The organism is Paractinoplanes brasiliensis, from assembly GCF_004362215.1.
In the GTDB taxonomy this organism is placed as follows: Bacteria; Actinomycetota; Actinomycetes; order Mycobacteriales; family Micromonosporaceae; genus Actinoplanes; species Actinoplanes brasiliensis.
The window spans coordinates 1525238-1548607 of sequence record NZ_SNWR01000002.1 but is presented as its reverse complement, the minus strand read 5'-3'; the positions used below and the strand labels follow the sequence as shown (position 1 = coordinate 1548607).

20 protein-coding genes and 1 pseudogene are annotated in these 23370 nt (G+C 70.1%); 11 read left to right on the top strand and 10 right to left on the bottom strand.

All coding sequences use genetic code 11. The features are described 5' to 3' along the window. The 6 genes and pseudogenes from C8E87_RS44785 to C8E87_RS39040 all read right to left on the bottom strand — a co-directional run bounded on the left by C8E87_RS44785 (nt 1) and on the right by C8E87_RS39040 (nt 7328). Nucleotides 1-381: a tetratricopeptide repeat protein gene (locus C8E87_RS44785; RefSeq protein ID WP_203720552.1), complete on the bottom strand. Its 381-nt coding sequence runs from the start codon at nt 379-381 to the stop codon at nt 1-3. A 72-nt stretch (nt 382-453) separates the two neighbouring features. After that, nucleotides 454-939 (bottom strand): annotated as a pseudogene (locus C8E87_RS44780) (GNAT family N-acetyltransferase); the annotation flags it as partial. Nucleotides 940-1775: 836 nt separating this feature from the next. Continuing rightward, nucleotides 1776-2768 carry a LacI family DNA-binding transcriptional regulator gene (locus C8E87_RS39055; RefSeq protein WP_133879227.1) on the bottom strand — a complete coding sequence of 331 codons (993 nt, stop codon included), beginning with the start codon at nt 2766-2768 and terminating at the stop codon, nt 1776-1778. Nucleotides 2769-2989: 221 nt separating this feature from the next. Continuing rightward, nucleotides 2990-5929: a caspase, EACC1-associated type gene (locus C8E87_RS46555; protein ID WP_275409025.1), complete on the bottom strand. Its 2940-nt coding sequence runs from the start codon at nt 5927-5929 to the stop codon at nt 2990-2992. After that, nucleotides 5926-6252, bottom strand: a complete 327-nt coding sequence (locus C8E87_RS39045; RefSeq protein ID WP_133878385.1) for an effector-associated constant component EACC1 — start codon at nt 6250-6252, stop codon at nt 5926-5928. Before C8E87_RS39045 ends, C8E87_RS46555 begins: the two co-directional genes overlap by 4 nt. A 71-nt stretch (nt 6253-6323) precedes the next feature. Beyond that, the gene (locus C8E87_RS39040; protein ID WP_133879226.1) at nt 6324-7328 is read right to left on the bottom strand and encodes a LacI family DNA-binding transcriptional regulator; all 1005 of its coding nucleotides are present in this window, start codon (nt 7326-7328) and stop codon (nt 6324-6326) included. A 377-nt stretch (nt 7329-7705) separates the two neighbouring features. On the opposite strand from C8E87_RS39040, the gene C8E87_RS39035 reads away from it, so the two are divergent. The 7 genes from C8E87_RS39035 to araA are packed head-to-tail and all read left to right on the top strand — an operon-like array spanning nt 7706 to nt 16066. Then, nucleotides 7706-8695 carry an ABC transporter substrate-binding protein gene (locus C8E87_RS39035; protein WP_133878384.1) on the top strand — a complete coding sequence of 330 codons (990 nt, stop codon included), beginning with the start codon at nt 7706-7708 and terminating at the stop codon, nt 8693-8695. Nucleotides 8696-8750: 55 nt separating this feature from the next. Next, entirely contained in the window at nt 8751-10286 is a 1536-nt protein-coding gene (locus tag C8E87_RS39030; protein ID WP_133878383.1) for a sugar ABC transporter ATP-binding protein, read from the top strand. Beyond that, complete coding sequence (locus C8E87_RS39025; RefSeq protein WP_133878382.1) at nt 10283-11299, top strand: ABC transporter permease; 1017 nt, start codon at nt 10283-10285, stop codon at nt 11297-11299. The genes C8E87_RS39030 and C8E87_RS39025 overlap by 4 nt, the downstream gene beginning before the upstream one ends. Continuing rightward, nucleotides 11296-12315 (top strand): galactofuranose ABC transporter, permease protein YjfF, encoded by a 1020-nt coding sequence (gene yjfF / locus C8E87_RS39020; RefSeq protein ID WP_133878381.1) that lies wholly within the window; start codon nt 11296-11298, stop codon nt 12313-12315. Before C8E87_RS39025 ends, yjfF begins: the two co-directional genes overlap by 4 nt. Beyond that, complete coding sequence (gene araB / locus C8E87_RS39015) at nt 12316-13926, top strand: ribulokinase (RefSeq protein ID WP_133878380.1); 1611 nt, start codon at nt 12316-12318, stop codon at nt 13924-13926. After that, complete coding sequence (locus C8E87_RS39010) at nt 13923-14594, top strand: L-ribulose-5-phosphate 4-epimerase (protein WP_133878379.1); 672 nt, start codon at nt 13923-13925, stop codon at nt 14592-14594. Before araB ends, C8E87_RS39010 begins: the two co-directional genes overlap by 4 nt. Beyond that, entirely contained in the window at nt 14591-16066 is a 1476-nt protein-coding gene (gene araA / locus C8E87_RS39005) for an L-arabinose isomerase (protein ID WP_133878378.1), read from the top strand. The genes C8E87_RS39010 and araA overlap by 4 nt, the downstream gene beginning before the upstream one ends. 7 nt (nt 16067-16073) lie before the next feature. Here the strand turns inward: araA and C8E87_RS39000 are convergent, their stop codons facing one another. The 3 genes from C8E87_RS39000 to C8E87_RS38990 form a co-directional block, all read right to left on the bottom strand. Beyond that, nucleotides 16074-16970: a hypothetical protein gene (locus tag C8E87_RS39000; protein WP_133878377.1), complete on the bottom strand. Its 897-nt coding sequence runs from the start codon at nt 16968-16970 to the stop codon at nt 16074-16076. A 31-nt stretch (nt 16971-17001) separates the two neighbouring features. Continuing rightward, nucleotides 17002-17874: a substrate-binding domain-containing protein gene (locus C8E87_RS38995; protein WP_133878376.1), complete on the bottom strand. Its 873-nt coding sequence runs from the start codon at nt 17872-17874 to the stop codon at nt 17002-17004. A gap of 155 nt (nt 17875-18029) precedes the next feature. Then, on the bottom strand, nt 18030-18404 hold the full coding sequence (locus tag C8E87_RS38990; protein WP_133878375.1) for a DoxX family protein: 375 nt from the start codon (nt 18402-18404) through the stop codon (nt 18030-18032). 96 nt (nt 18405-18500) lie between these two features. On the opposite strand from C8E87_RS38990, the gene C8E87_RS38985 reads away from it, so the two are divergent. The 4 genes from C8E87_RS38985 to C8E87_RS38970 all read left to right on the top strand — a co-directional run bounded on the left by C8E87_RS38985 (nt 18501) and on the right by C8E87_RS38970 (nt 21970). Further along, on the top strand, nt 18501-18980 hold the full coding sequence (locus C8E87_RS38985; RefSeq protein ID WP_239080070.1) for a MarR family winged helix-turn-helix transcriptional regulator: 480 nt from the start codon (nt 18501-18503) through the stop codon (nt 18978-18980). A 568-nt stretch (nt 18981-19548) separates the two neighbouring features. Further along, complete coding sequence (locus C8E87_RS38980; RefSeq protein ID WP_133878373.1) at nt 19549-20028, top strand: DUF6082 family protein; 480 nt, start codon at nt 19549-19551, stop codon at nt 20026-20028. A gap of 61 nt (nt 20029-20089) precedes the next feature. Next, nucleotides 20090-20674: a hypothetical protein gene (locus C8E87_RS38975; protein WP_133878372.1), complete on the top strand. Its 585-nt coding sequence runs from the start codon at nt 20090-20092 to the stop codon at nt 20672-20674. 348 nt (nt 20675-21022) lie between these two features. Further along, nucleotides 21023-21970 (top strand): arabinan endo-1,5-alpha-L-arabinosidase, encoded by a 948-nt coding sequence (locus C8E87_RS38970; RefSeq protein ID WP_239080071.1) that lies wholly within the window; start codon nt 21023-21025, stop codon nt 21968-21970. Between the two features lie 137 nt (nt 21971-22107). Here the strand turns inward: C8E87_RS38970 and C8E87_RS38965 are convergent, their stop codons facing one another. Further along, complete coding sequence (locus tag C8E87_RS38965) at nt 22108-23205, bottom strand: nitronate monooxygenase (RefSeq protein ID WP_133878370.1); 1098 nt, start codon at nt 23203-23205, stop codon at nt 22108-22110. Between the last annotated feature and the right edge of the window lie 165 nt (nt 23206-23370).

Genomic DNA, 23370 nt, shown 5'->3' with positions numbered 1-23370 from the left:
TTACAACATGCCATTCGCGTACGCCGTGAGGGCGCGACCGTAGTGCGGGGCGTGCGCGGCCAGGGCGCGGACGGCCAAGGCGGTTGCGCGTTTCTCGTCGCCGGCGTCCACGAGGGCGAGCGCGAGAAAGGCCAACCGCTCATCCTCGTACGCCCCGAGACCGCCGGCCTCGGTGAGCAGGGTGACCGCCTCGGCGGCGCGGCCCAGGTTACGCAGCGTGCTGGCCAGCTGGATCACGGCTTGGGGCCGGAGGTCGTCCTGCAGGCCCGCCGCCAGCGCCGCCCGGTACAGCGGCTCGGCCTCCGCCTCCCGGCCGGCGAAGTCGCGCGCGGAGGCCCGTTCGAACAGCCCCGCCGCATCCTCGCCCGCCAAGCCGTCCATCGTGGCGACCACCTCGTCAGGGGAGAGCGAACCGGCCGTGCCCCAGAAGGCGGCGATCGGCGACTCCCGGTCGGGGCTGCGACGTTCCAGCAGCACAACGTCGCGCCAACGGTCGCCGTGCTTGCCCAGCCGGGAGCGGATTCCCACCGTACGGAAGCCGCAAGCGCGATGAAGCGCGAGGCTGGCCGTGTTCTCGGGGAAGACGCCGGACTGGATCGTCCAGATGCCGGCGCGCTCGGTCGAGTCGATCAGTGCCTCGAGCAGCGCACGCCCGACGCCCCGGCCCTGAGCGGCGGGGGAGACGTAGACCGAATGCTCGACGACGCCCGCGTAGACCGGACGGGCCGAGACCGGTGTGACGGCGACCCAGCCCAGCACCTCGTCCCGCTCGCCGGTCGCCACGAATCGGTGCTCGTCCAGACGGCCGGCGTCGAACGCCTCCCACGTCGGCGCGGTGATCTCGAAGCTGGCGTTCCCGCCGTCGAGCCCGGCCTGATAGAGGGCGAGCACCGCCTCGGCGTCGGCCGGCGCCATCGGGCGGATCGTCACGTCAGTCATGCAGTCTCCCGGCGGGGCGTAGGTCTCGCGAGTCAGCGTCAGCAGTTCCGGGCAGGGCGGCCGGCGGTGTGTCCGTCCACCACGCCGGCCGGACGGGGATCGGCGGGGCATCCCGTACGGCACGGTAGGCCACGGCTGGCTGAGGGTTTCTGACGGGCGGTCGCCTCCAGCGTTTCCGCCCTGCTTGCCTGCAGATCGCCGTCAAGCTCTGCCTGGCTGGGCGGTCCGTGCGCTGTTGACCTGCTCATCCTGCGTCGCGTGCCCGCAGGGTTCCCCGGGCGGTCGGCCGGTTGTCCGGGAGATGCCGGCCGCGCGAGTGAAACTTCCTGAGAACGTGCTCAGGACCGGCCCAGCGGGGCCATCCTCCCCTTGATGGCCCCGACCGGGTCCTCTCTTCCGATGTCAGCGCCACAGGCCTACGAGAAACCTGCAGTGAGACCTGTTAACGCTAACAGATCACGACGGCCGAAAACCAGGCATTCGAGGAAATTGCCGAGCCGGGCATCGATCCGCCTCCATCGGTGGCGCCGGTGTGCCGTTGATCGCAGAATCGTCTTCCTCGGCTCCCACGGGCGAGGTCGACCATGCGGTCGTGCCAAGGGCTCGGAATCCGGTTGCTGCTGTGGACGTGAGTACCCACTTGCATCGCTGTGCAGATCGGGCACGTTCGTGCGGGAATCGAGGGAGAGCTCCCGCGTCGGCCCTGCTGCCCGGCCCCGAGCTGCTGCGGCCCGGCGGGCGCCGGGCGGCGCTTGTTTCTGGGGCGCGGCGAAGCGCGCCCGGGCTTCAGCGCGGGCGCGGTGTGGCGGCCGTCGGCTTCCGCGGTTTGAGTCGAGTCAGCGGGTGGGTGGGGGAGCCACGCTGTCGCGGGTGATCAGGGTGGGGGCTATCGTGCGGCGGGCGCTGGAGCCGGGGGTGCCGGATTCGATCTGTTCCAGCAGCAGTTCGACGCCGGCCGTGGCGACGGCGTCGAAGTCGGGGCGCACAGTGGTCAGGGGCGGTGTGTAGTAGGCCGCCTGCGGCACGTCGTCGAAACCGACGATGCTGATCTCTTCGGGGACACGGCGGCCGTGTTCGCCCAGCGCTCGCAGCAGGCCCAGGGCGATGTGGTCGTTCGCCGTGAAGACGGCTGTCACCTCGGGCAGGCGGGCCAGCAGCTTGCCGTTGCGGTAGCCGGATTCGGCGCTCCAGTCGCCGGTCAGCTGGGGCGGCTGTTCGGCGCCGGCTGCCTTGAGGGCTTCCTGCCAGCCCCGCACCCGGCCCGCGGCGTCGAACCAGTCGGCCGGGCCGGAGATGTGCCAGACCGTCGGGTGGCCCGCGGCCAGCAGGTGTTCCGTCGCGGCACGGGCGCCCGCGACCTGGTCGACTGTCACGAGGGTGCTCGCGCGTTCCGGGTCGCCGTCGATCGTGACCAGCGGGACGTCCTCGGGGAGACGGGCCAGGGCCGGGCCGGCGCTGACCACGGGGGCGATCACCACCAGGCCGGCCACGCGCTGGTCGAGGTGGCGTTCCACGGCGTCGGCGATCGAGCGCTCGTTGAGGCTGCGCACGCTGCCCACGTTGACCGCGAAACCGCTTTCCTGCGCGGCCTGCTCGAACGCCGTGAGCATCGACGACGGCCCGTACAGCGCGGTGTTGGGCGCGACCACGCCGATCACCTTCGACGTGCCGGTGACCAGGGCCCGAGCCGTACGGTTGGGCCGGTAGCCGAGCTCGGCGATCGCCGCCCTGACCTTCAGGCGGGTCTGCTCGCTGACGTTCTTGTGCTCGTTGAGTACCCGGGACACGGTCTGGTGCGACACCCCCGCGAGCCGGGCGACGTCCATCATGCCCGGCGGCCGTCCGCGCTTCACGCTCACCCGTACCCCGCATCCACTGGTTGCGGGCAGGATATCCCTTCACTTCAGCCCTCCGTGACGTGCGGGTGCTCCACGCCACCGGAATCCTGTCGTCGTTCACCGTGGGAGCGTTCCCGGCAAGGGACGCGGGAGTACGGCCGGATCGACAGGCCGCTCGCTGTGAACGATAACAGCGAAGACGACGCGCGGCGTCAGGCGGGCGCCTGGGTGGCCTCGCCGACCAGGTCGCGGATGCTGTTCAGGACGTCGCGCAGACTCGGCGCCAGGAACGCCGAGTTCAGGGTCCACGTCAACCGGCCGTGCGCCGAGCTCACCCGGAGGTCGAAGTTGTCCACCGTGGCCCGGTGGATGTCGCGGTAGGCGATGCCCTGTCCCCGCCAGGGCTGAACCCTCGTCGTGGTGAACACGATGCGTTCCCGCCGGGGCATGATGGCCCACTGCCACACCAGCAGGCAGGTCTCGCCCCGCAGCAGCAGGCCGTCCCCGGCCACGTCCCGCAGCACCGCGGGGTCGATCGGATAACGCCACACCTCGCCGCGGAGCTGTACGTCGTGGAGGTAGTCGGCGACGGCGACGGCCACCGGGTCGCCGGCCTCCTCGGCCGGCAGCCACAGCGGGCCGAGAAGGACGCGACGGCGGCCGTCGTCGATGCCCGCGAGCTGCAGGCGTGAGCTGACCGCGGCGGCATCGGCGGGGGAGGCCGCCGAACGGTACCGATCGGCGAGCTCGAGAGCCAGCGCCGGCCGGCTGCCTCGATGCATCTCTGTCAGCAGGGCAACGACGAGGTCGACGCTGCCTTCCGCGAGCGGGCCCAGGATCCGGGACAGCTTCTGGGCGCCGGCCTCTCGCGAGACCGCGTTCAACACCGCGACAATCTCCGGCGCCGGGCGTGCGATCAGGTACCTGGCGAGCGCCTGGTCGTCGACGGCGCGCACCACGGCGTTGATCACCTCCGGCGGCAGGGCGGTCAGGGCCCAGCCGGACGAGTCGCTCGTCTCGAGCTGTTCCACCACGAGACCGACCAGCGGGCCGTTCAGGGCCGGCGCGTCCTTGAGGGCGGTGATCAGGGCGGCCCGATCGACGTCGGCGAGGCCGGCGAACGCGTCGGCGTCGACACGTTCCCTCAGCAGCTGGGCGGCCGAGTGGACCTCGCCCCGGCGCGCCAGCTCGGCGGCCAGGCTCAGCAACTCGGCCGGCGGCCGGGCAGCCCACTCCTGCTCGACCAGGCCGGCGAGACCGTCATCGACCGACCGTACCCGGAGATAGAAAGTGATCATCGACGTCGGCGGGACGCTGGGGATTCCGGTCAGCATCCGCCGCAGCAGCCCGGCCCGGTAGGGCGGGGGGAACCAGGCGGCGAGACGCGCCAGGTCTTCGCCGGCGCGGCCGGCGGCGGCCCATTCGACCAGGCGGAAGACGTCGCGTAACCGGTCCCTGTCGAGAAGGTCCTTGAGGAGTTCGAGGAACTCGTCGATCGACGCGGGGGCGGCCGCCGCGATGTAGATCTCGACCGGGTCGCTGCCGTGGCCGCCGAGCAGGTCCGCCAGGCTGAGCAGGCTCGTCCGGTCCAGGCCCGCGCCGAGCGTGGCGATCAGCCCGGATCGCAGCTCGGCCAGGGCCGGGTCGGCGGCCAGTGCGACCAGGAGCCGGGCCCGCGCCGGGGCCGTCTCGTCCTCCTCCGCGGCCCGGATCACCAGCTCCGCCGCGGCGCGTGTGAGCCCTTGGGCCACCAGCCCGGCGGCGACGATGGCGATCTGCTCGGGGGCGCGCCGGGCGACCTCGGGCAGAGCGGTCGCGTACAGGCGGGCCGCGTCCGGGTCGCGGCCCGCCTCGCGCAGCGCATCGGCGACCTCGGCGGCGTCAGCCCCGCGGAGCCGGATCACCGCCTCGGCGACGACGGCGTCGGCGGCGTCCTTCATCCCGCGGCGGGACAGGCCGGCCACCAGGTCGATGACCTGATGCGGGCGCCCGCCGGCGGCGACGGCGACCGCGTAGCTCAGCAGCGCGGCGCTGCGGGCGGCGTCCGCCCCGGCCAGCGCAGCCGCGAGCTCGACCGTGCGCTGCGGGGATCCGGCGGCGATCCGCCGCAGGAAGAGGTCGACCGTGCTGTCGGCCTCGACGGTCAGCAGCAGATCGAGGATGCCCTGGATCTCGGGCAGCGGGCGGGTGGCGGCGCCGTCGAGCACCGCCGCCGCCTCCCGGCTGTTCAGCCGCAGGACGAGCCCGGCCACCTCCTGATCGGGTTTCACCGCCCCGGCCGTACGGAGCAGTTCGTCCGCGGTGTCGCCGCGTCGCCGGGCCTCGGCGATCAGAGCGGCGTTGGACGCCGGTAGGTCGACCGGAGCCACCGGCGCCACCCGCGAGGGAGCTACGGCCGGTTCTCGTCGCCGCCGGCTGCGGTTGCGGCTCAGCACGATGGTGGCGCCCTCGTTGCGGGTGCCCTGCTCGGGACGTGGCCGGCCCTTGGCCTCGAGCTCGCCGCGGACCTGCCAGAAGATCTGGTCCACGCTGATCAGTTCCGGGGAGCCCTCGATGCCGTTCTCCAGCACCTTGATCAGCTCACCGGTGAACGCCGTGTAGGGCTCGCCGGGCGGTGCCACCGCGATCTTGGTCTCGGCCGCCGCCGCCATCAGGTAGGTGCCGTCGACGGCGGCGTGCCGCTTCAGGTCGTCGGCGTCGCTGCCACCCGCTCCCATGCCGCCCGCGATGGCTCGGGCGCTGTAACAGCAGTCGAGAATGATGACCTTGGCCGAGCGGCGGTTGGCGCCGCGCACCTGGACCCGTACGTCGTCGAAGCGGATCGCCGTGTACGGCCTCTTCGCGTCGGTCGCGGACAGGGCGAGCAGCAGGTTGTCGTTGCCGTCCAGCAGGCCGTGCCCGGCGTAGTACACCAGCAGCGTGTCGTGGGCCTCGACGGCGGCCCGCCGGATCTCGTCCAGGGCAGTGCCGGGGGAGTCCGGGTCGGACACGACCACCACGTTGGCCTCGGGCAGCCCCCAGACCTCGGGATCCCTGAGGAGCGCGGCGAGCCTGGTGAGGTTGGCCGACACCGCGGGCAGGTCGTCCATGCTCTGATAGTGAGCCGCTCCGATCAGGACAGCTCGGGATCGTGCCGGGTTCGGCAGGTTCACGACTCCTCACCGGACAGGGCCGCGATCACCCGCTCGATCTCCTGGTCGGTCGGGTCGTCGATGCTCAGCTCGACGTCGCCGCGGCGGAACGTGAACCGGGGTTCCCGCTCGTGGTGCTTGGCGTTGCGCCAGGCGGCGAACGAGACCAGCAGCGAGGCGATGGCCGTCGCGTTGCTGAGGATCACGTCGACGACATCCAGGGGGCCCTGGGCTCCGGGCCTGCTGCCGGACGAACGGCGCGCGATGTCGAAACTGTCGTCCTCCAGCCAGCGCGCGAGACTGTCGAGGCTGGCGTCGTCCGAGGACGTGATGCTGACCGGCATGTGGTGATCCCTCCCGCGTCCCAAGCTAAGCCGCCGGGCGCGCGGAAGCGAATCAGGCTTTCGGGTAGTCGCTATCGCACGGGACGGGGGCCGCTGCTCGCCCGGACCACCAACTGTGGAGCGACGAGAACGTGGTCGGGCGGGGCCGTCTCGGCCACGGGGGAGTGGGTCATGTGTTCCAGCAGCAGGGCCAGGCTGCGCCGGCCCAGTTCGCCGAAGTCCTGGTGGACGGTGGTCAGCGGGGGGACGAGGAACCCCGAGTCGGGCATGTCGTCGAAGCCGACCACGCTCACGTCGGCCGGCACGCGCTTGCCGGCCTCGTGCAGTGCTCGCAGCACGCCCAGCGCTATCCGGTCGTTGGCGCAGAACACGGCCGTGACGGCGGGGTCGCGGGCCAGCGCCCGGCCCTGCGCGTAACCCGACTCGGCGTCCCACCAGCCGTGTTCCACCGGGGGCACCACGGCGCCGGCGGCGTACAGGGTCCGGCGCCAGCCTTCGATGCGTTCGGCTGATTCGGGCCAGTCGGGCGGGCCGGCCGCGTGGTGCACCGTGACGTGCCCAAGGTCGAGCAGGTGCTGGGTGGCCAGGCGGGCGCCCAGTGCGTTGTCGATCGAGACAGTGGGGGCCGCGTCCGACTCGCCGGCGCCCCCGACCGCCACGCACTGCAAGGACGGCGGCGCCTGGGCCAGGGCATGGTTCACCGACTGCTTGGGGGCGATGGCGATGACCCCGTCGACCGAGTGCTGGGTCAGCCGGTCGACCGCCTCGAGCACCTGGCGGCGGTCCAGATCCCGGACGGAGGCGATGCTCACCATGTATCCGGCGTCGCGGGCCGCGCTCTCGATGCCGTACAGCATGGACGCGGGGCCGAACAGGGTGGTCTCGAAGCCGATGATGCCCAGCGTGTCCGACTGCCTCGTGACCAGGGTGCGGGCGGCGAGGTTGCGGCGGTAGTTGAGCGACCGCATCGCGTCGAGCACGCGGGCCCGGGTCTCCTCGCGCACGTTGGGGTGGTTGTTCAGCACGCGGGAGACGGTCTGGTGCGACACGCCGGCCAGCTTGGCGACGTCCCGCATGACGCTGAGGCGGGGCCGGTCCACCCCGTCGGTGGCGGGCTTTCTCGATGGCAAAGACGACCTCCGATGTGAGCGCGCACAGTGTAAGGCGAGGGTGGCCCGTGTCCATCGATCCCACCAAGGTCTTCCTGCACCAAGTGGGAAGCGGCAATCTGTCGGTAACAAACCGGCAGCGAGGCCTTGACTCGCGTGTTGAGAACGGTAACACTTCCGGAACGCGGGTCCTGAGAGTGAGCTCACAGCGACTCGCCGCGACGAACAAGGCGAGCACGGCTAGCACCACCAGCACCACTGAGACTCTGAGCCGGCCCCCCGAGGCGCCGCGACTCACCCTGTGAACGTTAACATGAAGCACCCCCGAATTGTGGAGGATTCCAGTGCTCAGAAGACTTTCGATCGCGGTGGCCGGCGGGCTCCTGCTCGCATCGACACTGGCCGGCTGCGGCGGTGACGACGCCGGTTCCGGCAACAGCGGCGGCGGCGGGGACGACAAGATCACCCTCGGGTTCTCACAGGTCGGCGCGGAGAGCGGCTGGCGTACGGCGAACACCAAGTCGATTCAGGAGTCGGCCGCGAGTGCGGGCATCGACCTGAAGTTCTCCGACGCCCAGGGTAAGCAGGAGAACCAGATCAAGGCGATCCGCAGCTTCATCACGCAGCGGGTCGACGTCATCGCGTTCTCTCCGGTGGTCGAGTCGGGCTGGAGCACCGTGCTCAAGGAGGCCAAGGACGCCGGCATCCCGGTGATCCTGACCGACCGCGCGATCGACGACCCGGACACCTCGCTCTACAAGTCCTTCATCGGCTCGGACTTCGTCGAGGAGGGCAAGAAGGCCGGCGAGTGGCTGGTCAAGGAGTACGAGGGCAAGAGCGAGCCGGTCAACATCGTCGAGCTGCAGGGCACGCCGGGCGCCGCGCCGGCCAACGACCGCAAGAGCGGCTTCGCCGACGTCATCAAGGCCGACACCAAGTTCAAGGTCGTGGCCTCGCAGACCGGCCAGTTCACCCGCACCGACGGCAAGGCCGTGATGGAGACGTTCCTCAAGTCGCAGCCGAAGATCGACGTGCTCTACGCGCACAACGACGACATGGGCCTGGGCGCGATCGAGGCGATCGAGGCGGCCGGCAAGAAGCCCGGGACCGACATCAAGATCATCACCGTGGACGCGGTCAAGGACGGCATGACCGCTCTGTCCGAGGGCAAGATCAACTTCATCGTCGAGTGCAGCCCGCTGCTCGGCCCACAGCTGATGGACCTGGTCAAGAAGGTCAACAACGGCGAGACCATCCCGCAGCGGGTGCTCACCGAGGAGACCACCTTCACCCCCGAGCAGGCCAAGGCGGCACTGCCCGACCGCAAGTACTGAGTCCCGCCCGGTGGGCCGTCGCTGAAGCGGCGGCCCACCATCGAACGGAGCGCACATGGTCCTGCAGATGACCGGCATCAGAAAGGTCTTCCCCGGCGTCGTCGCGTTGGACGGCGTCGACTTCCGGCTGTTACCGGGCGAGATCCACGCCCTCATGGGTGAGAACGGCGCCGGCAAGTCGACGCTGATCAAGGTGCTGACCGGCGTGTACGACATCGACGGCGGCGAGATCGAGCTGGCCGGCGAGCGGGTGCGGTTCACCGGCCCGCTCCAGGCTCAGCAGGCCGGCATCAGCACTGTTTATCAGGAGGTCAACCTCTGCCCGAACCTGTCGGTGGCGGAGAACATCTTCATCGGGCGCGAGCCCCGCAAGTTCGGGCGCATCCAGTGGTCGGAGATGCGCAAGCGCGCCTCGGCCCTGCTGGCCCGGCTCGACCTCGACCTCGACGTCTCCGCGCAGCTCGACAGCTACTCGCTGGCCATCCAGCAGATGGTGGCGATCGCGCGGGCCGTCGAGATCGAGTCGAAGATCCTGATCCTGGACGAGCCGACCTCCAGCCTGGACGCCGGCGAGGTCGAGCGGCTGTTCGCGATCATGCGCCGGCTCCGCGACCAGAACGTGGCGATCCTGTTCGTCAGCCACTTCCTCGACCAGGTCTACGAGATCGCCGACCGGATGACCGTGCTGCGCAACGGCGGCCTGATCGGCGAGTACCGCACCGCCGAGCTGCCGCAGATGCAACTGGTCAGCAAGATGATCGGCAAGGAGCTCGAAACTTTGGAGCAGATCGAGGAGCAGGCCAAGGAGGCGCCGGCCCAGGGCGCGCCCGTCATCGAGGCCAAGGGCCTGGGCCGTACGGGTTCCATCGCGCCCTTCGACCTGACGATCCACGCGGGGGAGGTCGTCGGTCTGGCCGGGCTGCTGGGCTCCGGGCGTACGGAGCTGGCGCGGCTGCTGTTCGGCGCCGACCGCCCCGACCACGGCGAGCTGGAGGTCGACGGCAAACCGGCCAAGTTCCACAGCCCGCGCGACGCCATGACCAAGGGTATCGCGTTCTCCAGCGAGAACCGGCGCACCGAGGGCATCATCGGCGAGCTGACCGTCCGCGAGAACATCATCCTCGCCCTGCAGGCCGCCCGCGGCTGGACCCGTCCGATCCCGCGGCGCCGCCAGGACGAGCTGGTCGACAAGTACATCAAGGCACTGCAGATCCGCCCGGCCGATCCCGAGCGTCTCGTCCGCAACCTCAGCGGCGGCAACCAGCAGAAGGTGCTGCTCGCCCGGTGGCTGATCACCGAACCACGGCTGCTGATCATTGACGAGCCGACCCGGGGCATCGACGTCGGCGCCAAGGCCGAGATCCAGCGGCTGGTGGCGCAGCTGGCCGACGGTGGCATGGCTGTGCTGTTCGTCAGCGCCGAGCTCGAGGAGGTCCTCCGGCTCAGCCACAAGATCGAGGTGCTGCGCGACCGGCGGCTCGTGGAGGAGCTGACCAACGGCGAGGACGTCGACGCCGACCGCATCATGCAGACGATCGCATCCGGCGCCGGCGGGGCGATCGCATCGGGAACCAGCGGAGCCACCTCATGACGACCCTGCTCAGACACCGGCTGTTCTGGCCCATCGCCGTCCTGGTGGTGCTGCTGGCCAGCAACCTGATCTTCTCGAACAACTTTTTCACGATCACGCTGCAGGACGGGCACCTCTACGGCTCGCTGATCGACATCTTGCGCCGCAGCGCTCCGCTCGTGCTGGTGGCGCTCGGCATGACGCTGGTCATCTCGACCGGCGGAATCGACCTGTCGGTGGGCTCGGTGATGGCGATCTCGGGCGCGCTGGCCTGCCTGCTGATCGGCGACCTGAGCAACCCCGACGCCGTCGGCCCGGTGCTGCTGGTGGTCGGCCTGGCGATCGCGCTCTGCCTGGTCTTCGGCCTGTGGAACGGGTTCCTGGTGGCAGTGCTGGGGATCCAGCCGATCATCGCGACGCTGATCCTCATGGTGGCCGGCCGCGGCGTGGCCCAGTTGATCACCGACGGGCAGATCCTCAACGTGCACTCGGCGCCCTACCGCGTGATCGGCGCCGGCTACTTCCTGTCGTTGCCGGTCAGTTTCCTGATCGCGGCGGCCGCGGTGGCGCTGACCGTGGCCCTGACCCGCCGTACGGCGTTGGGCCTGCTCCTGGAGTCGGTCGGTGGCAGCCCCACGGCGAGCCGCCTGGCCGGCATCCGGGCGCGGCGCATCACGATCATGGTGTACGTCTTCGCCGCCGCGTTCGCCGGTGTGGCCGGGCTGATCTACAGCTCCGACGTGTCCAGCGCGGACAGCAACGCGGCCGGCAACCTGATCGAGCTCAACGCGATCCTGGCCGTGGTGCTCGGCGGCACGGCGCTGACCGGTGGGCGGTTCTCGATCGCGGGCAGCGTGCTCGGCGCGGTCATCATCACCACGCTCGACATCACCGCGGTCAGCGTCGGCGTCCCGGTCGAGACGACGCTGCTGTTCAAGGCGGTCGTCGTGATCATCCTCTGCCTGGCCCAGTCGGCGACGTTCCGTGCCAAGGTGTTCGGTCGGTTCTCCGCGAAAAGGACGGTCCCGGCATGATCGACGTGACCACCCCGCCGGCGCCGCAGCGCAACCGGCCGATCTTCGGGACCCGGCGGACGTACCGGCCCAACGCCCGGCACATCCCGGTGCTGGCCACCCTGGCCCTGCTGGTCGTCATGTACTCGGTCGGCGTCTACAACTACGACGGCTTCAGCGACACCCAGGTGATCCTGAACGTCTTCGTCGACAACGCGTTCCTGCTGGTCGTCGCGGTCGGCATGACGTACGTGATCCTGACCGGCGGCATCGACCTGTCGGTGGGCGCCGTGATCGCCCTGACCACCACGGTCGCCGCCACGCTCCTCGAGGCCGGTTGGCCGGCGGGAGTCGTGCTGCCGCTGGCGCTGCTCATCGGCACGGTGATGGGCCTCGGCATGGGCTGCGTCATCCACTTCTTCAAGGTGGAGCCGTTCATCGCCACGCTGGCCGGGATGTTCCTGGCCCGCGGCCTGTCCCTGCTGATCAACCGTAACTCGATCCCGATCACGAACGAGTTCTGGACCCAGATGGCCCAGAAGCGCTTCCGGTTCGACGACGGCGTCTTCATCTCGCTCAACGTGGTGATCGCCGTGGTCGTCGTCGTGATCGCGGCGATCGTGCTGGCCTGGACCAGGTTCGGGCGCAACATCTACGCGGTGGGTGGCAACGCCGACTCCGCCCTGCTGATGGGGCTTCCCGTCGGCCGTACGCGGATCGCCGTCTACACCTTCAGCGGCTTCTGCGCCTCGCTCGGCGGCGTGCTCTACAGCTTCTACACGTCGTCCGGCTACAGCCTGCACGGGCAGGGACTCGAGCTCGACGCGATCGCCGCGGTGGTCATCGGCGGCGTGCTGCTGACCGGCGGCTCCGGATACGTGCTGGGCACGGTGCTCGGCGTGCTGGTGCTCGGCCTCATCCAGACGATCATCACGTTCCAGGGGGACCTGAACTCGTGGTGGACCCGGATCGTGGTCGGCATCCTGCTCTTCGCCTTCATCGTCCTGCAGCGCCTCGTCACGAGAAAGGCCAAATAGATGCCCCAGTACGCGATCGGGGTCGACTACGGCACCCTCTCCGGCCGCGCCGTGGTCGTCCGGGTCTCCGACGGCGCCGAGGTCGGCACAGCGGTGCACGAGTACCGGCACGGCGTCATCGAGCGCACGCTGCCGGCCACCGGGCAGCCGCTCAAACCCGACTGGGCGCTGCAGGACCCCGAGGACTACCTCGACGTGCTGCGTACGGCGGTGCCCGAGGCGGTCGCGGCGGCCGGCGTCGACCCGTCGGAGGTCATCGGCATCGCGACCGACTTCACGGCGTGCACCGTGCTGCCGGCCCTCACCGACGGCACCCCGCTGTGCCGGCTCGACGAGTTCAGCGGCCGTCCGCACGCGTACGTGAAGCTCTGGAAACACCATGCGGCGCAACCGCAGGCGGACCGGATCAACGAGCTGGCCCATCGCCGCGGCGAGCCGTGGATCGACCGGTACGGCGGCAAGATCTCCTCGGAGTGGCAGTTCGCCAAGGCGCTGCAGTTGCTCGAGGAGGACCCGGAGGTCTACGCGCGGACCGAGCGCTGGATCGAGGCCGCCGACTGGATCATCTGGCAGCTGTGCGGCCGCGAGACCCGCAACGCCTGCACGGCCGGGTACAAGGGCATCCACCAGGACGGGCAGTACCCGAGCAAGGACTACCTGGCCGAGCTCAACCCGGAGTTCGCCGACTTCGCCGACACCCGGCTGGCCCACCCGATCTCGGCGCTGGGCGAGCGGGCCGGCGGGCTGACCGCGCAGGCCGCCGCGTGGACCGGGCTGCCCGAGGGCATCGCGGTCGCGATCGGCAACGTGGACGCGCACGTGACCTCGCCGGCCGCGCGCGCCGTCGGGCCCGGCCAGATGCTGCTGGTGATGGGAACGTCCACCTGTCACGTGATGAACGCCGAGGAGCTGAAGGCCGTCCCCGGCATCTGCGGCGTCGTCGACGGCGGCATCCTGGCCGGGCTCTACGGCTACGAGGCCGGGCAGAGCGGGGTCGGCGACATCTTCGGGTGGTACGTCGACAGCCTCGGGCAGGGACACGACGAGCTGTCCCGGCAGGCCGCCGAGCAGCCGACCGGCGGGCACGGGCTGGTCGCTCTGGACTGGCAGAGCGGCAACCGGTCGGTGCTGGTCGACCATCACCTCTCCGGCGTGATCGCGGGACTGACCCTGGCCACCCGGCCGTTCGAGATCTACAAGGCCCTGATCGAGGCCACCGCGTACGGGACCCGGAAGATCGTCGAGACGTTCGAGGCGGCCGGTGTTCCGGTCACCGAACTCGTCGCGGCCGGTGGGCTCAAGCGCAACCCGCTGGTCATGCAGATCTACGCCGACGTGCTGCGCCGGCCGTTCAGCGTGGCCTCCTCGGAGCAGGCGCCGGCGTTGGGCTCGGCGATCCACGCGGCGGTGGCGGCCGGGGCGTACCCCGACGTGGCGGCCGCGGCCGAGGCGATGGGCAAGGTCGAACGCGACGTCTACCAGCCCCGCGCGGCCGACGCCGACGTCTACGACCAGCTCTACGCCGAGTACTCCGAACTGCACGACTACTTCGGCCGGGGCCCCAACGAGACCCTTCACCGCCTTCGCAAGATCCGGAACGAGGCACTATGACGATCGAGGACATCCGCGCCGAGGTGTGCGACCTGCACCGGCACCTGACCCGGTGGGGGCTGGTCACCTGGACGGCCGGGAACGTGTCGGCCCGCGTACCGGGAGAGGACCTTTTGGTCATCAAGCCGTCGGGGGTCGAGTACGACTCGCTGACGCCGAAGTCGATGGTGGTCTGCGACCTCGACGGCAACCTGGTCGAGGGCGAGCACAGCCCGTCCAGCGACACCGCTTCGCACGCGTACGTGTATCGGCACATGCCCGAGGTCAACGGGGTGGTGCACACCCACAGCCCGTACGCGACGGCGTGGGCTGCCCGGGGTGAGCCGATCCCGTGCTCGATCACCGCCATGGCCGACGAGTTCGGCGGTGACATCCCGGTCGGGCCGTTCGCGCTGATCGGCTCGGACGACATCGGCCGGGGCATCGTCGAGACGCTGCGCGGCTCCCGTTCGCCGGCTGTGCTGATGCGTCAGCACGGCCCCTTCACGATCGGCCCGACGGCGAAGGCCGCCGTGAAGGCCGCGGTCATGTGCGAGGACGTCGCGCGCACCCTGCACCTGGCCCGACAGCTCGGTCCCGTCGACCGGCTGCCCGCAACCGCCGTGGACCGGCTGTTCGACCGGTACCAGAACGTCTACGGCCAACCCCTGATGGAGGGACACCAATGAGCGAGCACGAGGTCTGGTTCCTGACCGGCAGTCAGGGGCTGTACGGACCCGAAACCCTTGATCAGGTCGCTTCACAGTCGCGCGACATCTCGGACAAGTTGCAGGCCGGTCTCGATGTCAAGGTCGTCTGGAAGCCGGTGCTCACGGACTCCTCGGCGATCCTCTCGCTGGTCAACGAGGCGAACTCCCGCGCCGACGTGATCGGCGTGATCGCGTGGATGCACACGTTCTCGCCGGCCAAGATGTGGATCAGCGGGCTCGACGCGCTGCGTACCCCGCTGCTGCACCTGCACACCCAGGCCAACGTCGACCTGCCCTGGGCGACGATCGACATGGACTTCATGAACCTGAACCAGGCCGCCCACGGCGACCGCGAGTTCGGCTACATCGAGGCCCGCCTCGGCGTGGCCCGCAAGACCGTGGCCGGGCACGTCTCCGACCCGCGGGTCGCCGCCCGGGTCAACACGTGGGTGCGGGCGGCCCGCGGGTACGCGGCGATGCGCTCGCTGCGGCTGGCCCGGTTCGGCGACAACATGCGGGACGTGGCCGTCACCGAGGGCGACAAGGTCGAGGCGCAGCTGCGTTTCGGGGTCTCCGTCAACACGTACGGGGTCAATGATCTTGTCGCCGTGGTCGACCAGGTGCTGGACGCCGAGATCGACAAGGTCATCGGCGAGTACGAGGACCAGTACGAGATCGACCCGGTGCTCAAGGGCGAACGCAACGAGTCGCTGCGCTACGCGGCCCGGATCGAGCTGGGCCTGCGTGGTTTCCTCGAGGCGGGCGGCTTCAAGGCGTTCACCACGAACTTCGAGGACCTCGGCGGGCTGCGGCAACTGCCCGGTCTCGCCGTGCAGCGCCTGATGGCCGACGGCTACGGCTTCGGCGGCGAGGGCGACTGGAAGACGTCGGTGCTGCTGCACACGCTCAAGTCGATGGCCCCGGGCGGCACGTCGTTCATGGAGGACTACACGTACGACCTCACCCCCGGCAACGAGCGCATCCTCGGCGCCCACATGCTCGAGGTGTGCCCGTCGATCGCGGCCGGCACGCCCCGCCTCGAGATCCACCCCCTCGGCATCGGCGGGCGGGAAGACCCCGTGCGCATGGTGTTCGACGCCGCCCCCGGCCCGGCGGTCGTCGTGGGCCTGACCGACATGGGCGAGCGGTTCCGCCTGGTCGCCAACGAGATCGAGGTCGTGCCGCCTTCGGAGCCGCTCCCGAAGCTGCCGGTCGCGCGCGCGGTCTGGAAGCCGGCCCCCGACTTCTCGACGTCGACCGAGGCGTGGCTGACCGCCGGCGGCCCCCACCACACGGTGCTCTCGTCGGCGGTCGGCTCGGAGGAACTGGCCGACCTCTCGGAAATGCTGTCGACGGAACTGCTCGTCATCGACAACAACACCCGGATCCGCGAGTTCGCCAAGGAGGTCCGCTGGAACCAGGCCTACTACCGCCTGGCCCGCGGCTTCTGAGCCTGTTTCACGACTGAGACGGGGCTTCGGCTTCGTCCCACCACTTCAGCACCGTCAGGGCCCGAGCAGTGTTCCACCGGCTCGGGCCCGGCGGCTCAATGGCAAAGAACTGCTTTCCCGCGTACGGGGAGTAGGTGGACCAACGGCCGTCGGGACGTCGCCGATTCCGGACTGTTCGTACGGCGTCCACGAGCCTGTCGTCTTTCACGCCGGCGGCCCGGAAGTATTCGAGCCCGCGCAGGACGTCGAAGTGCCATTCGGGGAACGCGGGAAACTTCGTGCTCGCCGGGATCGCGACCGCGCCGGTGCGATGCGACTGGTAGAGCCGGTGGTTGAGGAAGAAGTCACGTCCCCTGTGCGCGGCCGCGCTCATGTCGATCGGTCCACCCCTGGCCGCGTACGCGGAAAGGGCCTCGAGCGCCAGAATCGAGGTGTGGAACGAGCCGTGGACGTCGGTGCCGGTCTTGCTCCTGCAGTTCCACCCGCCGTCGTCCTGCTGCCGGTCGAGCAGATGCGCGACCATTTCGTCGAGCCGTCCGGCCGGATAACCGCTGTCACTGGTGACGCGAACGAGAATCGACACCACGCACGTCTCCGGAGCACGCCACCGGGACTGCCATTCCCAGAGCCGTTCGCACGCTTTCAGAGCCGCCGGATGGCCGGGCAGCAGACCCAGCCAGATCAACCGCAACAGCGTGTACGTGGTCGACGTCCATTTCGGCGAGTAATTACCCTCGCCCCACCCGCCGTTGTCGTGCTGCAGGGCGAGCAGACGCGCGCCCCACCCGTCGGTCGCGACCCGAGCGCGTTCCGCACGAACGACCTCGTCGGGCGCGCCGCTCAGATCCCGCAGCACCCGCCACCGGACCGCGGGATCTCCCTCGAGCAACCACTGCTCGACCATGCCCGCCACTCTAACGGCCGGCGGTGCTTTGTCACGCCGTACGGGAGGTCACCGTTCCGCGGGGCATGAGCACAGGGTCCAGGCGTACGGACTCGGCGGTGTGGCGGCCCGAGTCGAGCTGGGCGAGGAGCAGGCGCAAGGCCTCGCGGCCGACCTCGGCGAACTCCTGGCGGACGGTGGTGAGGCCGGGGTACGTGTAGCCGGCCTCGGGCACGTCGTCGAAGCCGACCACGCTCACGTCGTCGGGGATGCGGCGGCCGCGTTCGGTCATCGCCCGCATGACGCCGAGCGCGATGTCGTCGTTGGCGGCGAAGACGGCCGTGCACGCCGGGTTCTCGGCCAGCAGCTTGCCGCAGCGGTAGCCCGACGCGGCCGACCAGTCGGCGCGTACGGTCGGAGGAGCCTGCACCCCGGCCTCGTCCAGCGCGGCCCGCCAGCCGGCCTCACGGGCGCGGCTGCCGTGCCACTGCTCGGGGCCGGCCACGTGCCAGACCGTACGGTGGCCGTTGGCGAGCAGGTGACGCGTGGCCAGGACACCGCCGGCGTGCTGGTCGACCGAGACGTTGGGGGCCGGGCAGCCGGGTGGGCCGTCCACTGTCACCACCGGCAGGCCCGCGGGCACCGCCTCGAGCATCTCGGCGGCCGCGTCGACCGGGGCGATCACGATGAGGCCGGCGATGCCCTGACCGGTGAGACGGCGTACGAGGCGGCGGGACGCGGCCACCGTGTCGGCGCCGGAGACGTGGCCGATCGTGACCGGCAGGTCGGCGCCGAGGCTGGCGTCGCCGATCGCCTGCACCATGCTGGCGGGTCCGTACAGTGTGGTGTTCTGCGCGACCACGCCGATGACGGGGGCTTGGTGGTCGCGGCCGCGGGAACTGGGCGGCGCAGGACGTGTTCGCATGCTGTTCGTCCTTTGCGGAGAGGTCCCACGAGTCTTCGGTGAACGCAAACATGCTCGGTGTGGTCGCGCCCGGTCAAGCCTCCGTTACGTCCTTGTTACATCCATGTACGGAGATCGGTCCAGGCCGCAAATTTCGGCCTGGACCCTTGCAAATCTCAGAACGAGTAGGGCCCGAAACGGCCCCACGCGACGACGGCCGCGAGGATCAGCAGGACGACGTTCGCGATGATCATCTGGTTCTCCTTGCGGCGGCCGTGCACCACGATCGCGCCCGCCATGATGATCACCAGGCCGGTGGCGGCCAGCGGCACGAGGATCGGCGCGATGTCGAGCGCCGCCGGCAGGATCAGGCCGATCGCGGCGAGCACCTCGAGTGCGCCGATCAGCTTGACCGTGCCGTCGCCGAAGTCCTCGGCCCAGCCCAGCCCGGACGAGATCAGCTTGGTCCTGGGCTGCAGCAGCTTCATCAGGCCGGCGGCCAGGAAGGCCGCCGCGAGCAGGATTGCGATGATCCAGAGAACGACGTTCATATCGGTTCCTATCGAAGAGTTCGCTTAAATCGTTGAGTGACGGTAGCGCCGGGGCACTTAAGGATGCAAGTGATCAGGCTGGGTTACGCTGGGCGCGTGGACACCCCGCACGAACCGCGCTGGCTGGACGACGACGAGCAGAGGACGTGGCTGCGCACACTCGCGATGATCATGCGGCTGATGCCGGCGCTCGACGCCCAGCTGCAGCGCGACGCCGGGCTGAGCAACTTCGAATACCAGGTGCTGGCCGGGCTGAGCGAGTCGGAAGGCCGCACGATGCGGATCAGCCTGCTGGCCAAGATGGCCGAGGGCTCGCTGGCCCGGGTGTCCCAGGTGCTGAGCCGGCTCGAGAAGCGCGGGTGGATTCGTCGCATGCCCGATCCGGAGGACGGCCGCTACACGCTGGCGGTGCTCACCGACGACGGTTTCGAGGTGGTCCGGCGGGCGGCGCCCGGCCACGTGGAGACCGTACGGCGGTATGTCTTTGATCCTTTGACGCGGGCCCAGGTGAGGCAGCTGGCGGCGATCAGCGGCCGGGTGCTGACCGCGATCGACCCCGACGAGAACTGTTTCTGATCGCCTCTCGGTTTACGGACTGCTGTCGATGCTGTCCTCGATCGGACCGAGCGTGGTTCTCGATCACCACGGGAGACGCCGCACGGGGGTGGCCGCGAGCGGCCCTGCCTGCGGCGCGGGGGCTTGCGGGAGCCCGTACGGGACAGGGTCTCGGCCTGGCTCGGCGGCGACCACCATGCCCGCGCTATGTCCGGACTTGTGGGGAGTTAAGGGGTTCTTCGTGTTCGCCGTTATCGGCGGTCACGGCGACAGAAGGTACGTTCATCGCCGCGATGGGCAATCGTTTCCCCATGGACGAAGGGTTCTACGCACGGAGGCCTAAGCAGCGTGACCTGCGCATGCACATCACGGCGGCCCTGACAATACTCCGAGCGAGCGACAGCGCCAGGCCTCTGTCCGGTACGGAATACATCGCAACTGCTGACGTACTCCCGGTGGAAGACTGCGTTGTCGACGCATTCGTCCACGTGAGAGCTAACGGGAAACCACGCGCCCTGATCGTCAGCGCCCTCCTGCACGCGGCCCCCTGACCCAGGCCGGAGCGGCGCACAAGGAACAGAGAGTGATGATGACCGATCTACCAACAGTCGTGTCGATTGCCGCACTGCTCGCCGTCACGATCGCCATCGTGGTGCAGCAACAACAGGCACGCACAGCTCAGGCCGTCGATGTCCGGGAGCGCCACTTCGAGCTGATCAAGCTGATGCTCGACCATCCCGAGCTCGACTACAACGCCACCGAACGGCCCCCGTCCGACGAGCGCAAGACCGCCATCGGCATGAGCCTGTGGATGGCGCACTGGAACACGCTCTGGCACATCGGCCAGCTCGACGAGAAAGCCCTGCGGTTCAACCTCGAGGACCTGTTCGCCGGCGCCGAGGCCCGCTCGTGGTGGCGCCGCGTCGGGAGCGCCTGGTCGTCCAAGGGCACCCGCAAGGAGCGCCGCTTCCTCACGATCGTCGGCGAGGAATGCGAGAAGGCGGCCCGGGCCAAGCCCGCGGTGCAGCTGCGGGAGCCGGTCAAGAGCGGTTCAGGCGTACGCGACTAATCCTCAACCCGCCCCCCGGCGTGCCGAAGAGACAGGCTCCACCTACCTTCTGAGGTGCAGTGTGAGCCTGTCCCGATACGCGCTCCGGACAGCGGGCTTCGGCGCGCTCTACCTGCTGGCCACGTTCGCCGGCTCCGCGCTGTTCTGGCCGGCCGCCGTGGTCGGCGCGCTCTGGCTTGTCGCGCAGGGCCGGTACGGTCGTCGCAACCTCGACGTCATCGCGCTGTCGGTGATGGCGGTGCTCGCCCCCGGCCCCGGCGACGGTCTGCTGCACGCCTTCGTGCAGGCGGTGCCCCAGGTCGTCCCCGCGGTCGTGTTCGCGGTGCTGCTCGACCGGTGGCTGCCCGGATTCTGGCTCGGGCACGGCGACCGGTTCCGCCGTCGGGGCCCGGCGGTGGGCCGTCTCGCGGGAGTGGCCGGGCTGACCGGTCTGACCGGGGCGGTGCTGTACAAGGTCGTCGACACGTCGCTGGGGTTCGGGGACGTGGGGTACGCGCTGCTGCGGGATGCGGTGTGCGTGCTGCTGGCGGTGCTCGCGGTGCGGGCCGTGCGGCAGCTGCTGAGCCGTCGCGGTGGCGGGCCCGGGGGCGACGGGCCCCGAGGAGACGGTGGGCCTCGCCGGCCGCGGCTGACAGTGGTCAAGTAGCGCCGGGTTCAACGCGCCGGGCCGCTTCGCCTTCGAGGTCGCCGGGCGATGGGTGGCGCGCAAGACGATCCGCGAGTGAGAGGGTCGCCGGGATCCTCTGTGGTCGCCGGAGATCCGGAGTGAGAGGTCGCCCAGGAACTCCTGCGGTCGGCGTGATCCGGAGTGGGGGGCTGCCGTGGGCCGCCTCTAACGGGGGATCGAGGCGGCCCACGGGGTCAGGGGGAAGGTAGTTGCCGCACATCGTGAACCTCTTCGCTGGTTTTCGCCACCCCGTAGGACCGCCCGGCCGGGCAACCTTTGCCGACCCGTCGGCAACATATAGGTATGCGTAAATTTCTCCTGACGGGCGTGACTGTCTTGCTGGCCGCCACCGCCGCCGTTCGCGGGGTTTCCCCGGCGAACGCCGCCACCTACCCCAACCCGGGCACAGTCACCGGCTCGACCGGGGCCCACGACCCGACGATCGTGAAACGCCCCAGCGGCGGCTACCTGATGGCGACGACCGGCGCCGGGATCACGCTCAAGACGTCGAACGACCGTACGGCGTTCGCCGACGCCGGGCGTGCCTTCCCGAACGGCACACCGTGGGCCAACCCGTACACCAACGGCGACACCAACCTGTGGGCGCCGGACATCTCACACCGCAACGGCCGTTACGTCATGTACTACTCGGCCTCGTCGTTCGGCTCCAGCAGGTCGGCGATCTTCCTGGCCACCAGCACCACGGGCGCGGCGGGCTCGTGGACCAACCAGGGCCTGGTGATCGAGAGCACGACGTCGAGCAACTGGAACGCCATCGACCCCAACCTGACGGTCACCTCGTCGGGGGAGTGGTGGCTGAGTTTCGGGTCCTTCTGGAGCGGCATCAAGCTGATCAAACTGAACCCGGGCACCGGCAAGCGCGCCGACAACACGCTGATCAACCTGGCCGAGCGCGTCGTGAACGACAAGTCGGTCGAGGCGCCCTTCATCCACGCGCGCGGCGGTTACTATTACCTGTTCGTCTCGTTCGACTTCTGCTGCCGCGGCGCGACGAGCACATACCGGATCATGGTCGGCCGGTCCAGGAGCATCGCCGGCCCGTACGTCGATCAGGCGGGCGTGGCCATGACAGCCGGCGGCGGCACGGAGATCCTGGCCGGTCACGACAGCATCCACGGCCCCGGCCACCCGGCCGTTCTCAGCGACACCGACGCCGACGTGCTGGTCTACCACTACTACACGAGCTCCGGCGCCGCCTGCCTCGGCATCAACCTGCTCGGCTGGACGTCCTCGGCGTGGCCGTACGTGTACTGACCCGGCCGGCCCCACGTCGGTGGGCTCGACGACGCGGGCCCGCTACACCGAATGGCCGGGCCGGCCACGGCGGAGGGAGACCGGTGCGATCAGCCGTCGCGGACGGGGTCCGTGGGGGTCGTACGGGGGCGATCGGCTTATGGGTGGAGGCGGGCTATCAGGTCGGCGAGCGGTCCGGGGCGGGCCGAGCGGAAACCCGTGCCGGCCCACAGGTTCAGGCCGTCAGGGTCGGCGGCTCGGGCGGCGGCGGCCCGTAGCGGGGCGGTCAGGTGGTGCACCGCCGGGTAGCCGATGGGGGCGGCCTCGGTGTAGGTGTCGGTGAAGCGGTTGCGCAGGGCGCGGGCCGGCCGGCCGGTGAACGCTCTGGTCACGACCGTTCCGGTGGCGCGGGCGGAGAGCATGAAGTCGCGCTGGGCCGGGCGGGTGCCGGCCTCGTCGGCCAGGAGGAAGGCCGTGCCGCATTGGACTGCGGTGGCGCCCGCGGCCAGCAGCCGTTCGACGTCCGATCGGTCCGCGACGCCCCCGGCGGCGACTACGGCGACCGTGAGGGGTTGGGCTGCGGTGGTCGAGCCGGCGGTAAGGACATCGGCCGGGCCATCCGCGGCGGGGACACCGGCGGCCGGGGTGTTGGTCGGGGTGGTGGTGGAGAGAGGCTCGATCGCCTGCCTCACCGCGGTGAGGACCTCGACGGTGGAGACGTCACCGGAGTAGGAGGCCGGTGTCAGCGTGGCGGAGTGGCCACCCGCTGAGCCGCCCTGGACGATGAGCGCGTCGGGGGAGACGGCGAGGGCCGAGACGGCCTCGGACGGCGACGTGACGGTGATCAGGACCTGGGAGCCGGCAGACTGCAGGGCGGCCACCACCTCCCGCGGCGGCACCCCGAAAGTGAAGCTGACGAACGGAACCCCGTACGTGACGGCCAGTGAGACCTTGGCCGCGAAGTGGTCGTCGTCGGCGAGCCGGAGCGGGGGAAGTGAAACCCCGTAACGGTCGGCCTCGGCCTGCAGCAGCACGCGATAGTCGTGGACCGCCTCCACGGAGGGCGGCGGGGGGCCGGGCACGAAGATGTTCAGCCCGTACGAGCCGTGCACGGCCCGCAGCTCCTCCGAGACCTGCAGCGGCGTCTTGTAACCGGCGGCCAGGAAGCCGGTCGCCCCGGCAGCCGTCGCCGCGTTCACCAGGGCGGGTGTCGACGGGCCGCCGGCCATGGGTGCGACCACTATGGGGCGGAGCATGGGGTTGAGCCTAACCACCGGGAACGTCCCGATCGCGCGCTACGGCCGTGAGCGCCGACCGGGCCGCGGTCACCCCCCGGTTCTGTCCCGATGCGGTTGTGGTCACCTGACCAGCCTAATTGTCCGCGAAAGGTGGTGAACGGGGAAGCCTATGGCCGATGATCG